Origin of the sequence: Nocardioides mangrovi, from assembly GCF_020073815.1 — a bacterium.
Taxonomy (GTDB): domain Bacteria; phylum Actinomycetota; class Actinomycetes; order Propionibacteriales; family Nocardioidaceae; genus Nocardioides; species Nocardioides mangrovi.
In genome coordinates this window covers 1-12,030 of sequence record NZ_JAIQZJ010000030.1, presented here as the reverse complement: position 1 = coordinate 12,030, position 12,030 = coordinate 1, and the positions used below count along the sequence as shown (strand labels likewise).

14 protein-coding genes are annotated in these 12,030 nt (G+C 71.9%); 6 read left to right on the top strand and 8 right to left on the bottom strand.

Features of this window, described 5'->3' with window-relative positions; all coding sequences use genetic code 11:
• Positions 1 to 123: 123 nt before the first annotated feature.
• Positions 124 to 579 carry a MaoC family dehydratase gene (locus K8U61_RS24600; protein ID WP_224125659.1) on the bottom strand — a complete coding sequence of 152 codons (456 nt, stop codon included), beginning with the start codon at positions 577 to 579 and terminating at the stop codon, positions 124 to 126.
• Between the two features lie 44 nt (positions 580 to 623).
• Here K8U61_RS24600 and K8U61_RS24595 point away from each other — a divergent pair, with 44 nt between their 5' ends.
• From K8U61_RS24595 to K8U61_RS24580, 4 genes are all read left to right on the top strand, one after another.
• Positions 624 to 1,727 (top strand): adenosine deaminase, encoded by a 1,104-nt coding sequence (locus tag K8U61_RS24595; protein WP_224125658.1) that lies wholly within the window; start codon positions 624 to 626, stop codon positions 1,725 to 1,727.
• An 82-nt stretch (positions 1,728 to 1,809) separates the two neighbouring features.
• Positions 1,810 to 2,271: a DUF3592 domain-containing protein gene (locus K8U61_RS24590; protein WP_224125657.1), complete on the top strand. Its 462-nt coding sequence runs from the start codon at positions 1,810 to 1,812 to the stop codon at positions 2,269 to 2,271.
• Positions 2,272 to 2,278: 7 nt separating this feature from the next.
• A complete protein-coding gene (locus tag K8U61_RS24585; protein WP_224125656.1) occupies positions 2,279 to 3,478 on the top strand; it encodes a cation:proton antiporter in 1,200 nt (399 codons plus the stop codon).
• 20 nt (positions 3,479 to 3,498) lie between these two features.
• Complete coding sequence (locus tag K8U61_RS24580; protein WP_224125655.1) at positions 3,499 to 3,882, top strand: SHOCT domain-containing protein; 384 nt, start codon at positions 3,499 to 3,501, stop codon at positions 3,880 to 3,882.
• A gap of 34 nt (positions 3,883 to 3,916) precedes the next feature.
• Here the strand turns inward: K8U61_RS24580 and K8U61_RS24575 are convergent, their stop codons facing one another.
• The 5 genes from K8U61_RS24575 to deoC are packed head-to-tail and all read right to left on the bottom strand — an operon-like array spanning position 3,917 to position 8,258.
• A complete protein-coding gene (locus K8U61_RS24575) occupies positions 3,917 to 4,327 on the bottom strand; it encodes a hypothetical protein (RefSeq protein WP_224125654.1) in 411 nt (136 codons plus the stop codon).
• A gap of 43 nt (positions 4,328 to 4,370) precedes the next feature.
• Positions 4,371 to 4,955: an ATP-binding protein gene (locus K8U61_RS24570; RefSeq protein ID WP_224125653.1), complete on the bottom strand. Its 585-nt coding sequence runs from the start codon at positions 4,953 to 4,955 to the stop codon at positions 4,371 to 4,373.
• Positions 4,956 to 4,962: 7 nt separating this feature from the next.
• Positions 4,963 to 5,835, bottom strand: a complete 873-nt coding sequence (locus K8U61_RS24565; protein ID WP_224125652.1) for an aldehyde dehydrogenase family protein — start codon at positions 5,833 to 5,835, stop codon at positions 4,963 to 4,965.
• Positions 5,832 to 7,280 (bottom strand): aldehyde dehydrogenase family protein, encoded by a 1,449-nt coding sequence (locus tag K8U61_RS24560; protein WP_224125651.1) that lies wholly within the window; start codon positions 7,278 to 7,280, stop codon positions 5,832 to 5,834. Before K8U61_RS24560 ends, K8U61_RS24565 begins: the two co-directional genes overlap by 4 nt.
• A gap of 6 nt (positions 7,281 to 7,286) precedes the next feature.
• Entirely contained in the window at positions 7,287 to 8,258 is a 972-nt protein-coding gene (gene deoC, locus K8U61_RS24555; RefSeq protein ID WP_224125650.1) for a deoxyribose-phosphate aldolase, read from the bottom strand.
• A gap of 75 nt (positions 8,259 to 8,333) precedes the next feature.
• Between deoC and K8U61_RS24550 the strand changes: the two genes are divergently transcribed.
• Positions 8,334 to 8,954 (top strand): hypothetical protein, encoded by a 621-nt coding sequence (locus tag K8U61_RS24550; protein WP_224125649.1) that lies wholly within the window; start codon positions 8,334 to 8,336, stop codon positions 8,952 to 8,954.
• Positions 8,955 to 8,964: 10 nt separating this feature from the next.
• Here the strand turns inward: K8U61_RS24550 and K8U61_RS24545 are convergent, their stop codons facing one another.
• Positions 8,965 to 10,602, bottom strand: coding sequence for a phospho-sugar mutase (locus tag K8U61_RS24545; RefSeq protein WP_224125648.1), 1,638 nt, complete (start codon positions 10,600 to 10,602; stop codon positions 8,965 to 8,967).
• 18 nt (positions 10,603 to 10,620) lie between these two features.
• Between K8U61_RS24545 and K8U61_RS24540 the strand changes: the two genes are divergently transcribed.
• Positions 10,621 to 11,049, top strand: coding sequence for an SRPBCC family protein (locus K8U61_RS24540; protein ID WP_224125647.1), 429 nt, complete (start codon positions 10,621 to 10,623; stop codon positions 11,047 to 11,049).
• Positions 11,050 to 11,328: 279 nt separating this feature from the next.
• Here the strand turns inward: K8U61_RS24540 and K8U61_RS24535 are convergent.
• On the bottom strand, positions 11,329 to 12,030 hold a 702-nt coding region (locus tag K8U61_RS24535; RefSeq protein WP_224125646.1), incomplete at its 5' end, for an HNH endonuclease signature motif containing protein.

The following is a 12,030-nucleotide window of genomic DNA, read 5'->3' as shown; positions in this document are numbered from 1 at the left end:
GGATCCTGGCCCAGGGCTGGACCAGAATCCTCTGGCGATGCTGGCACGACCACGTGCCCTACAACCCCGACCTACACGGCCGGCTCAACACCCTCCTACCGGAGGCTGCTTGACATAGGGCTCTCAGGACTCGAGCAGCAGGACGACCGTCTCGGCGACGCAGGCGGGCTTGTCGACGCCCTCGATCTCGACGGTGTAGCGGATCGTCGCCTGCTTGCCGCTGGGCAGGTCGGCGACGTCGGCGAGCGCGACGTGCGCGCGGATCCGGCTGCCGACGAGCACCGGGTGCGGGAAGCGGACCTTGTTGGCGCCGTAGTTGAGCTTGGCGCCCGGGGTCTCGAAGCTCATCACCTGGCTGCCGAGGAAGGGCACCAGCGAGAGCGTGAGGTAGCCGTGGGCGATGGTGCCGCCGAACGGGCCGCTCGCCGCCCGCTCCACGTCGACGTGGATCCACTGGTGGTCACCGGTCGCCTCGGCAAACTGGTTCACCCGGTCCTGGTCGATGGTGAGCCACTCGGAGGAGCCGAGCTCCTCGCCCTTCGCGGCCGAGACTTCGTCGAGAGTCGTGAAGACGCGCATGCGCCCAACCTATCGAGCCGCCCCGACTCTGCTTGGATCGAGGCATGACACCGACCCTCGACCAGGTACGCCGGGCCCCGAAGGTGCTGCTGCACGACCACCTCGACGGGGGGTTGCGGCCGCAGACGGTGCTCGAGCTCGCCGGCGAGGTCGGCCACCAGCTGCCCGCCGTCGAGGGGGAGCTGACCGCGACGTCGCTCGGACAGTGGTTCGCCGACGCGGCGGACTCCGGTTCGCTCGAGCGCTACCTCGAGACCTTCGACCACACCGTGGGCGTCATGCAGACGGCGTCCGCGATCACCCGCGTCGCCCGCGAGTGCGTCGAGGACCTCGCCGCGGACGGCGTCGTCTACGCCGAGATCCGCTACGCGCCCGAGCAGCACGTCGAGGCGGGGCTGAGCCTCGACGAGGTCGTCGCCGCGGTGCAGGAGGGCTTCGAGCAGGGTGTCGCGGCCGCCGCGGAGGCCGGCCGCACGATCCGCGTCGGCCAGCTGCTCACCGCGATGCGCCACGCCGCCCGCTCGATGGAGATCGCCGAGCTCGCCGTCGCCTGGCGCGACCGCGGCGTCGCCGGCTTCGACATCGCCGGTGCCGAGGCGGGCTACCCGCCCACCCGCCACCTCGACGCCTTCGAGTACCTCCAGCGGGAGAACTTCCACTTCACCATCCACGCCGGTGAGGCCTTCGGGCTGCCGTCGATCTGGCAGGCGATCCAGTGGTGCGGGGCCGACCGGCTCGGCCACGGCGTCCGCATCATCGACGACATCACGGTCCACGACGACGGCTCGGTGGAGCTCGGCCGGCTGGCGGCGTACGTCCGCGACAAGCGGATCCCACTCGAGATGTGCCCGTGGTCCAACGTGCAGACCGGGGCCGCCGCCTCGATCGCCGAGCACCCGATCGGGCTGCTCAAGGACCTCCGCTTCCGGGTCACCGTCAACACCGACAACCGCCTGATGAGCGGGACCTCGATGACCCACGAGCTCTGGTCGCTGGTCGAGGCCTTCGGGTACGGTCTGCGCGACCTGGAGTGGTTCACGGTCAACGCGATGAAGTCGTCGTTCCTGCCCTTCGACGAGCGCTTCGCGTTGATCTCGGACGTGATCAAGCCGGCGTACGCCGCCCTGCGGGAGGAGCCTGCGGAGTGAAGAACACCCCACTCGATTCTCCGCTCCCCCGCTTCGCTCCTCCGCGAACAATCGATCGGGGACCCCGGTGAGGATCCACTACGTGCCGACCGTGCTCCTGCTCGGCGCCGCGGTCCTGGTGCTGCTGGTCGCGCTCGTGCTCCTGGTCAAGGGCCGCTCCGTCCGCCGGTCAGCCGCGAGCTTCCGCGACCGCGCGGTCACGGCGACCGCGACGGTCGTCGGGCTGGAGGCCAAGGACCTCAGCCTGGGTGCCGAGCCGGACACCCGCTACTTCCCGCGCGTGAGCTACGTCCCCGCCGGCGCCGCGGAGCCGGTCGAGGCCCAGACGCTGACCGACGTACCGGCCCCGCCGCCGCGGGTCGGCGACACCCTCGAGGTCGCCTACGACCCCGAGCACCACGACCGCGTCGACGTCCTCGCGACGGAGGACCGGGTCGAGGGCGCCGGCCGGACCTGGTTCGTGCTCGCGTCGCTCACCGCCCTGGTCGCCGTCGGCATCGCCGCCGCGTGGCTGCTGCTCGTCTTCATCGTCTGGACGAGCTAGGCCGACGATGCCGGGCGCCGCGGAGTCGATCTTCTGGATCGTGCTGTGTGCCGTGCTCGCCCCGCTCCTGGCCGGCCTGCTGCTCCGCCACCGGGTGCCCGAGGTGGTGCTGCTGCTCGTCCTCGGGGTGCTGGTGGGGCCGAACGTGCTCGACCTGGCCGTCACCGGCGAGGGCGTCGGCATGCTCCGCGAGCTCGGCCTCGGCATGCTCTTCCTGCTCGCCGGCTACGAGATCGAGATCGACGAGCTGGTCGGCCGCGGCGGCCGGCGCGCCCTGGCCACCTGGGTCGCCTGCTTCGTGGTCGCCCTCGGCGTGATCGGGCTGATCGGCATGGCCGACGCGATCCACGCGGAGGTCGCGGTCGCGATCGCGCTGACCTCCACCGCGCTCGGCACGCTGCTCCCGATCCTCAAGGACGGCGGGCTCCTCGCCACGCCGTTCGGGCGCACCCTGATGAACCACGGTGCGTACGGCGAGCTCTGCCCGATCGTCGCGATGGCGGTGCTGCTCGGCGCCCGGGGCGCGATCGGGTCGGTGGTCGTGCTCGCCCTCTTCGCGGTCCTGGCGGTGCTGGTGCACCGGTTCTCGGCGCGGCTGGGCCGCGAGGGATCGCGGGTGCTGGCCGTGATCCGGCGCGGTGCCGAGACCTCCGGCCAGACCACGGTGCGGCTCGTCGTGCTGCTGCTCGTCACGCTCGGCGTCGCGGCGGCGGCGTTCGACCTCGACGCCGTCCTCGGCGCCTTCGCGGCCGGCTTCGTGCTCAGGCGGCTGGTGCCGGCCGGCGACCGGAGCCTGGAGCACAAGCTCGAGGGCCTGGCCTTCGGTCTCCTCATCCCGGTCTTCTTCGTCACCTCGGGGATGGCCATCGACCCGATGGCGATCGTCCACGAGCCGGTGGCGCTCGTGGTCTTCCTGCTCCTGCTCGTGCTGGTCCGCGGCGGGCTCGTCACGCTGTCGTCGCGGCGTGGCTTCACCGATCGCGAGAGCGTCGCGATGGGGCTCTTCGCCACGACCGGCCTGCCGATCATCGTCGCGGTCACCTCGGTCGCGGTCGACGAGGGCGCGATGACCACCACCAACGCGTCGGTCCTGGTGGCGGGCGGAGCGCTCACCGTGCTCGTCTGCCCGCTCGCCGCGCAGGCGCTGCTGGCCCGGCGTCCGGATCCGCAGCAGGCTCACCCGGATCAGGTGAACCCGCCCGCCTGAGGTGTCCCTACGGTCCTGCCATGGACTCTTTCTGGGACTTCTTCTGGTTCATCATCTCCTTCTTCCTGCTCATGGCCTACCTGGTCGTGCTGTTCCAGATCCTGACGGACCTGTTCCGCGACCGGAGCACGAGCGGGGTCATGAAGGCGGTGTGGGTCTTCTTCCTGATCGTCTTCCCGCTGATCACCTCGCTGGTCTACCTGATCGCCCGCGGTCAGGGCATGGCGGAGCGCAACATGGCGGCGGTGAAGGCGGCGCAGGCCAGCCAGGAGGAGTACATCCGGTCCGTGTCGTCCGGAGCCGGCTCGCCGGCCGACGAGATCGCCCGCGCCAAGGCGCTGCTCGACTCGGGCACCATCACCGAGGCAGAGTACGACGCGCTCAAGGCCAAGGCGCTCGCCTAGGGCGTGATGCCTACCTAGGTCGCGTCCCCGTCACTCAGGCCGGGAGCACCGCGAACCAGCGGTGCCTCCAGCTCGACGACGCGAGCGGCGCGAGGTGACCGGTCGCGGGGTTGTAGGCCCAGGGCACCCCGTCGCGCTCCTCGAGCACGAGGACGACGTGCCGGGGCACCCAGCGGCTGCCCAGGTAGACCGGGACCGGCCGCGGCAGCGCGGCCAGCACCTCGGCCTCGTGGTAGCGGCGGACCCGGCCGCCCAGCTCGCGCCGTACGGCCCAGGGCGTCGTGCCGAGCGCCCGCGGCCAGACCGTGTTGAGCCGCCGGTGCATGGCGAGCACCTGCTGAGTGAAGTCGGGCCGCGGGTCCGGCAGGTCGGGCAGCGTCTCGGCGACCACGACGCAGGACGGCCCGCAGGTGCGGTTGTCCGGCTGTCGCGGCCAGGCGGTCATCCGCCCATCATGCTCGCTCTCGGGCGCTGCGTCAGGAGCTGCGTCAGGAGCGGAGCGCGACGGCAGCGGCGTACGCCTGGTCCGGCGTGAGCGGACGGCAGCCCATCCCGACGGCGTGCGAGACCACCCGCTGCTGGTCGCGCATCAGCACCCAGCCGCGACGGACCAGCACCAGTGGCGGCTTGCGGTGCTCGCGCAGGTCGCGGGTCAGCCGCCGCCAGAAGGTCACCATCGGGTGCTGCCGCACGCAGTAGGCCGCCGCGAGCAGCCCGGCCTGCTGGCAGCGCTGCACGATCTCCTGGGCGAAGATCCCCTCCGCGACGTAGAGGTCGCTGCCGTCGAGGTCGAGGGTCTGCCAGCCGCAGCGGCCGTTCTGCGCGATCTCGTAGACCGGCACCTCCGCACGGCCGGTGCGGCAGAGCTCCTCGACCGCCGCCATCGCATCGTCGAGCAGCCAGGACTCGGGGACGTCCCAGTCGACGATGCCCCTGTTGGCGCCCTCGGCGATCCGGGGGAGCGTCGGGTCGTCGCCGTCCTTGTAGAAGTCGTCGAGCCGCAGCACCGGCAGGCCGATCCGCTCGGCGAGGCGGGACTTGCCGGCCCCGGACGGGCCGGCGAGCACGATCACGCGGGCGCTAGACCCCAATCGGGTGCCAGACGGTCTTGATCTCCAGGAACGCCGTCATCGGCTCCAGCCCGGGGTCGAGCGTCCAGTCCGGCTCGGCCGCCGGCGCCCGGCGTACGCGCTTGAGGTTGTCGGCGGCCGCGACCTCGAGGTCGGTGGCCAGCGCGGTCTCGCCCGCGATGCCGGTCAGGTCGATGGCGTTGACGTCCATGTGGCTGGCCAGCCACGGGCCGATGGTGGCCGCGGAGCCGGTCAGGATGTTGACCACGCCGCCCGGCACGTCGGAGGTGGCGAGCACCTCGGAGAAGGTCACCGCCGGCAGCGGCCGGTCGTACGACGACACCACGACGACGGTGTTGCCGGTGACGATCGCGGGCGCGACGACGCTGACCAGGCCGAGCAGGCTCGACTCCTGGGGCGCGAGCACGGCGACGACGCCGGTCGGCTCGGGGGTGGAGAGGTTGAAGAACGGGCCCGCGACCGGGTTGGCGTTGCCGACCACCTGGGTGATCTTGTCGGCCCAGCCGGCGTACCAGACGAGCCGGTCGATCGCCTCGTCGACGACCTTGTCGGCCTTTGCCGCCGACAGGCCCTCGGACTGCTGAGTCGCCTGCACGAACTGCGGGCGACGGTCCTCCATCACCTCCGCGATCCGGTAGAGGATCTGCGCGCGGTTGTACGCCGTACGCCCGGACCAGCCGCCGAAGGCCTTGCGGGCGGCGACCACGGCGTCGCGGGCGTCCTTGCGGGAGGCGAGGGCGGCGTTGGCCACGAACTTCCCCTTGCTGTCGGCCACCTCGTAGGAGTGGCCGGACTCCGAGCGGGGGAATGCCCCGCCGATGTAGAGCTTGTAGGTCTTCCGGACGTCGATGCGTGCATTCATCGCAGGTAGGCCTCCAGACCGTGGCGGCCGCCCTCGCGGCCGTAGCCCGACTCCTTGAAGCCGCCGAAGGGGCTGGTCGGGTCGAACTTGTTGAACGTGTTGGCCCACACCACGCCGGCGCGCAGCTGGTTGGCCATCGAGAGGATCCGCGAGCCCTTCTCGGTCCACACGCCGGCCGAGAGGCCGTACGGCGTGTTGTTGGCCTTCTCGACCGCCTCGCTCGGCGTCCGGAAGGTCAGGACCGAGAGCACCGGGCCGAAGATCTCCTCGCGGGCGATCCGGTGGGCCTGGGAGACGCCGGTGAAGAGCGTCGGCGGGAACCAGAAGCCGTGCTGGGGCAGCTCGCACTCCGGCGACCAGCGGCCCGCACCCTCGGCCTCGCCGATGTCGGAGAGCTCGCGGATCCGGGCCAGCTGCTCGGCGCTGTTGATCGCGCCGATGTCGGTGTTCTTGTCGAGCGGGTCGCCCACGCGCAGCGTGGACATCCGGCGCTTGAGCTTGGCCAGCAGCTCCTCGGCGACCGACTCCTGCACGAGCAGGCGCGAGCCGGCGCAGCAGACGTGGCCCTGGTTGAAGAAGATGCCGTTGACGATGCCCTCGACCGCCTGGTTGAGCGGGGCGTCGTCGAAGACGATGTTGGCGGCCTTGCCGCCCAGCTCGAGGGTGACCTTCTTGTCGGTGCCGGCGACCGCGCGGGCGATCGCCTTGCCGACCTCGGTCGAACCGGTGAAGGCGACCTTGTCGACGCCCGGGTGCGAGACCAGCGCCTGGCCGGTGCCACCGGCGCCGGTGACGATGTTGACGACACCCGGCGGGAGGTCGGCCTGCTGGCAGATCTCGGCGAACAGCAGCGCGGTCAGCGGCGTGGTCTCGGCCGGCTTGAGGACGACGGTGTTGCCGCAGGCCAGCGCGGGCGCGATCTTCCAGGCCAGCATGAGCAGCGGGAAGTTCCACGGGATCACCTGCGCGGCGACACCCAGCGGCTGCGGGTCGCTGCCCCGCCCGGCGCTGTGTGGCATCGCGTAGGCGAGCTTGTCGGCCCAGCCGGCGTAGTAGAAGAAGTGGGCGGCGACGATCGGGACGTCGACGTCGCGCGACTCCTTGATCGGCTTGCCGTTGTCGAGCGACTCCAGGACGGCGAGCTCGCGGCTGCGCTCCTGGATGATCCGCGCGATCCGGTAGAGGTACTTGGCGCGCTCACGGCCCGGCATCTTCGACCAGACCTTGTCGTAGGCCTTGCGGGCGGCCTTCACCGCGGCGTCGACGTCGGCCTCGTCGGCCTCGGCGACCTCGGCGAGGACCTCCTCGGTGGCCGGGCTGATCGTCTTGAAGCTCTTGCCGTGGCCGTCGACGAACTCACCGTTGACGAAGAGGCCGTAGGACGGCTTGATGTCGACGATGCTGCGCGACTCGGGGGCGGGTGCGTACTCGAAGGGGGAACCCATGATTGATCAGTCCAGCGTGAAGTAGTCGGGGCCGGAGTAGCGGCCGGTCGTCATCTTGGTGCGCTGCATGAGGAGCTCGTTGAGCAGCGTGGAGGCGCCGAAGCGGAACCAGTCCGGGTCGAGCCAGTCGGGTCCGGCGATCTCGTTGACCATGACGAGGTACTTGATCGCGTCCTTGGCGGTGCGGATGCCGCCCGCGGGCTTGACCCCGATCATGGTGCCGGTCTGCTCGCGGAAGTCGCGGACCGCCTCGAGCATGATCAGCGTGACCGGCAGCGTCGCGGCCGGCTGGACCTTGCCGGTCGAGGTCTTGATGAAGTCGGCGCCGGCCATCATCGCCAGCCAGCTGGCGCGGCGGACGTTGTCGTAGGTCTGCAGCTCGCCGGTCTCGAAGATCACCTTGAGGTGCGCGCTCTCGCCGTTCGACCGGGCGCACGCCTGCTTGACCGCGACGATCTCGTCGAAGACCTGCTGGTAGCGGCCGGAGAGGAAGGCGCCCCGGTCGATGACCATGTCGATCTCGTCGGCGCCGGCCTCGACCGCGTCGCGGGTGTCGGCGAGCTTGATGTCGAGGGCGGCGCGGCCGCTCGGGAAGGCCGTGGCGACGGCGGCGACGTGGACGCCGCTGCTGTCGAGGGTCTCCTTCGCGGTGGCGACCATGTCGGGGTAGACGCAGACGGCGGCGACCTGCGGGCAGCTCGGGTCCGCCGGATCGGGGCGCATCGCCTTGGAGGCGAGCGCCCGCACCTTGCCGGGGGTGTCCTGGCCCTCGAGGGTCGTCAGGTCGACCATCCGGATCGCGAGGTCGAGGGCGTAGACCTTGGCGCTGGTCTTGATCGACCGGGTCCCGAGCCCCGCGGCGCGCGCGTCGGCTCCCACCTGGTCGACGCCGGGGAGCCCGTGGAGGAACCGTCGCAGCGATGCCTCCGAGCGGGTCACCTCGGCGTACAGGTCGAGGTTGCTGGCAGTGGCGGTCACCGACCCAGCATAGGGTTGGGTTCGTCGAGCGCTACAACCAGAGACGAGTCAATGACAACACCTGACGACGAACCGGTGACCGAACGGTTCCCGCCCACGAGCGGACGCATCATCGGGTGGCTCGGGGTCGTGACGACGGCCGTGATCTTCGTCGCTGCGGTGGTCGCGTGGTCACCGGACACCGCCCTCGGCGTCGCCCTCCTCGCCGCCCTCGGCGGCGTGCTGTCGTGGGCGTCGTTGCTCCGTCCGGCGGTGTGGGCGACCGGCGACGAGCTGGTCCTGCGGGGCATGTTCCAGACCGACCGGATCCCGCTCGCCGCCGTCGACCGGGTGGTGATCACCCAGGTGCTCGCCGTCTGGGCCGGGGACAAGCGCTACGTCTCGCCGGCGATCGGCCACTCGGCCCGCGACGTCATCTACGCCCGGCGTCGCCCGGGCGGGCTGGAGCAGCAGGGCATGGACGAGCTCCAGGCGCAGGCCAGCGCGATCTCCGCGGGCGCGCGTGGCGCCTACCAGGCCCACGTCGAGGAGCGGATCCGCCACCTCGCCGACGAGGCACGCACCCGCGCCGGGGTGCGCCGTGGATCGCCGGAGCAGGAGGCCCTGGCGTCCGGCGTACGCCGCACCTGGGCCTGGCCCGAGCTGGTCGGGTCGGTGGTCCTCGTGCTGGCGTTCGTGGTCTGGCTGGCGCTGTAGCTAGATCCCCCTAGATCCCCGCGGCCTGCTTGATCCCGTCGCGGATCGCGTCGAGGCGACCGGCGGCGGCGATCCGGGCGGCATCCACGCCGTCCTCGGGGTCGACCGGCACGACCACCTCGAGGTAGCACTTCAGCTTGGGCTCGGTGCCGCTCGGGCGCACGATGACCCGCGCGCCCTCGGCCAGGCGGTAGCGCAGGCCGTCGGTCGGCGGCAGGTCGGCGCTGCCGGCGCTGAGGTCGTCGACCCGCTCGACGGCGAGGCCGCCGAGCTCGGCCGGCGGGCTGGTGCGCAGCCGGGCCATCGCGGCGCCGATCTCGGCGAGGTCCGTGACCCGGACGGACAGCTGGTCGGTGGCGTGCAGCCCGTGGGCGAGGGCGATGTCGTCGAGGACGTCGACGAGGGTGCGGCCCTCGGCCTTCGCCTCCGCGGCCAGCTCGCAGAGCAGGAGCAGCGCCGAGACGCCGTCCTTGTCGAGCACGTTGTCGGGGTCGACGCAGTAGCCGAGCGCCTCCTCGTAGCCGTAGGCGAGCCCGTCGACCTTGCTGATCCACTTGAAGCCGGTCAGCGTCTCGGCGTACGGCCGGCCCGCGGCGGCGGCGAGCTTCCCGAGCAGGCTCGAGGAGACGATGCTGCACGCATAGGTGCCGGGCTTGCCCTTGGCGAGCAGCGCGTGGGCGAGCAGCGCGCCGACCTCGTCGCCGCGCAGCATCCGCCAGCCGTGCGGGTCGGGGACGGCGGCGGCGCACCGGTCGGCGTCGGGGTCGTTGGCCACCACGAGGTCGGCCCCGCGCTCGGCGGCCAGCGCCATCGCGAGGTCCATCGCCCCCGGCTCCTCGGGGTTGGGGAAGGCGACCGTCGGGAAGTCCGGGTCGGGCTGCTCCTGCTGGGTGACCACGGCCGGCTCGCTGAAGCCGGCGGCCTCCAGGACCCGCTCGACCGGGACGCCGCCGACGCCGTGCAGCGGCGTGTAGACGATGTCGAGGTCGCGGGGGCCGTCGCCGGCGAGCCCGGCGACCGTGTCGAGGTAGCGGTCGACGACCTCCTCGTCGAGGACCTTCCCGGCTGTCCCGCGCGGCACGTCGGCGATCGCGCCGATAGCCGCGATCCGCTCGGCGATGCCGCTGTCGGCGGGCGGCACGATCTGGCTCCCGTCGCCGAGGTAGACCTTGTATCCGTTGTCGCGCGGCGGGTTGTGGCTGGCGGTCACCATCACGCCCGCGGCGCAGCCCAGCTCGCGGATCGCGAACGCCAGCACCGGCGTCGGCAGGGGGCGGGGGAGCACGTACGCCGTGAGTCCGGCGCCGGTCATCACCTCGGCGGTGTCGCGGGCGAAGACGTCGGAGTTGTGGCGGGCGTCGTACCCGATCACGACCGAGCCGCCCGCGTGGCCGGTGTCCTTCAGGTAGGCCGCGAGCCCGGCCGCGGCGCGGGTGACCACGACCCGGTTCATCCGGTTGGGCCCGGCGCCGAGCTCGCCGCGCAGCCCCGCCGTACCGAACTCGAGCGTGCCGTCGAAGCGGTCGGCCAGGTCTGCGTCGTCGCCTCCGGCCTCGACCGTCGCGATCGCGGCCTCCAGCTCGGCGCGGGTCTGCGGGTCGGGGTCGTCGGCGGCCCAGGCGCGGGCGGCGGCGAGGAGGTCGCTCATAGGGGGCACGATACGAGGGTGCGCCGCACCTTCGACTTCACCGGCACCTGGGAGATCGCCGCGCCCCCGTCGGCGGTGCACGCGGCCCTGGTCGACCTGGAGCGCTACCCGGAGTGGTGGCCGCAGGTCGTCGCCGTCGCCTCGCTCGGCCCCGACGACGCCCGGGTGCTCTGCCGCTCCGCGCTGCCCTACACGCTCGACCTGGTCCTGCACGCCGTCTCGCGCTCGGCCGACCTGCTCGAGGTCGGCCTCTCGGGCGACCTCGCCGGGTCGGTGCGCTTCGGCCTCGCCGCCACCGACTCCGGCACCCGCCTCGACCTCACCCAGGAGGTCTCCGTCGGCGGCTGGCTCGGCGCCGCGTCGTACGTCGCCGGACCGCTGCTGCGCTGGAACCACGACCGGATGATGCGCGGCGGCATCGCCGGCCTGCGGTCGCGATTCGTCTGACGCACCTGTCCCGCTGTCGAGGCGCCTGGATGTCGGTGTCCTCCCGGCGGCGCCAGTGTGCGTCCTGCGTCGGTGGCGTCAAGGGTTCGCTTCGCCGCTTCGCGCTCTTGACTCCACCGGCTCCGGACGGGTTGGCGCCTATCGGGAGGACGCCGACCTGTGGTCGGGGCGCGCGGGCTTCCCGCGGGCCGCGCGCGGGTGCCCGCTGGTTGAGGTGCGAGGAGCGTCAGCGACGAGCCTCGAAACCCGGTGAGCCGAGAATCGGTCTCTGGCGTCGGCCTAGATGCGCCGGTGGAAGGTGACGCTGCCGTTGGGATGGTGGGTCATGTCGTAGGCGGTGTCGTGGGCGCGCATGTGGTGCCAGTGGCAGAGCCCGATGGCGTTGGCGAGGTCGGTGCGGCCACCTTTCGACCATTCCCGGATGTGGTGGGCGTGGAGGCCGGTCGTCCGGTCGCAGCCCTCGGTCGCGCACTGGCCGTGCTGGCGGAGCGTGATCGCGATCCGTTGGGCCTGGGAGTGGAGCCGCTGCTCGCGGCCCAGGTCCAGCACTTCGGACTTGCCGTTGAGGACGACGGGGAGGATCCCGGCCTCGCAGGCCAGCTGCCTCGCGAGGGCGGAGGAGATGCGGTCGCCGGTGTCGAGGATGGTCCCGGCCTGCTCGAGCCGCCCCATCAGCGACGCCTCGGAGATGGTCACGAGGAGGGTGGCGTTGAGGCCGCCGAGCTTGGGGAGCTTGTTCTTCGGGAACCGCATGAGGAGCTCGTAGAACGCCTGCCCCTGAGCCTCCGGCCCGGTCCGGACAGCGGTGAGATGCCCGGTGCCGGCGCCCTTGGTGGCGTTCTGGTGCTTGGCGGCCATGACCGCGGCGAGGATCTTCCGCAACGCCGCGCCGCCGAGGTGGGGCATCTTGAACGACCCATAGGTGGAGCCGTCGCCGTCGTCCCAGACCTTGAGGTACATCGACCGGGCGGCGGCTTGTTC

Bases quoted from the DNA above. Each gene is read 5' to 3' on its own strand.
- K8U61_RS24600 (WP_224125659.1), bottom strand. From the start codon at position 579: ATGCGCGTCTTCACGACTCTCGACGAAGTCTCGGCCGCGAAGGGCGAG.
- K8U61_RS24595 (WP_224125658.1), top strand. From the start codon at position 624: ATGACACCGACCCTCGACCAGGTACGCCGGGCCCCGAAGGTGCTGCTG.
- K8U61_RS24585 (WP_224125656.1), top strand. From the start codon at position 2,279: ATGCCGGGCGCCGCGGAGTCGATCTTCTGGATCGTGCTGTGTGCCGTG.
- K8U61_RS24580 (WP_224125655.1), top strand. From the start codon at position 3,499: ATGGACTCTTTCTGGGACTTCTTCTGGTTCATCATCTCCTTCTTCCTG.
- K8U61_RS24575 (WP_224125654.1), bottom strand. From the start codon at position 4,327: ATGACCGCCTGGCCGCGACAGCCGGACAACCGCACCTGCGGGCCGTCC.
- K8U61_RS24565 (WP_224125652.1), bottom strand. From the start codon at position 5,835: ATGAATGCACGCATCGACGTCCGGAAGACCTACAAGCTCTACATCGGC.
- K8U61_RS24560 (WP_224125651.1), bottom strand. From the start codon at position 7,280: ATGGGTTCCCCCTTCGAGTACGCACCCGCCCCCGAGTCGCGCAGCATC.
- K8U61_RS24545 (WP_224125648.1), bottom strand. From the start codon at position 10,602: ATGAGCGACCTCCTCGCCGCCGCCCGCGCCTGGGCCGCCGACGACCCC.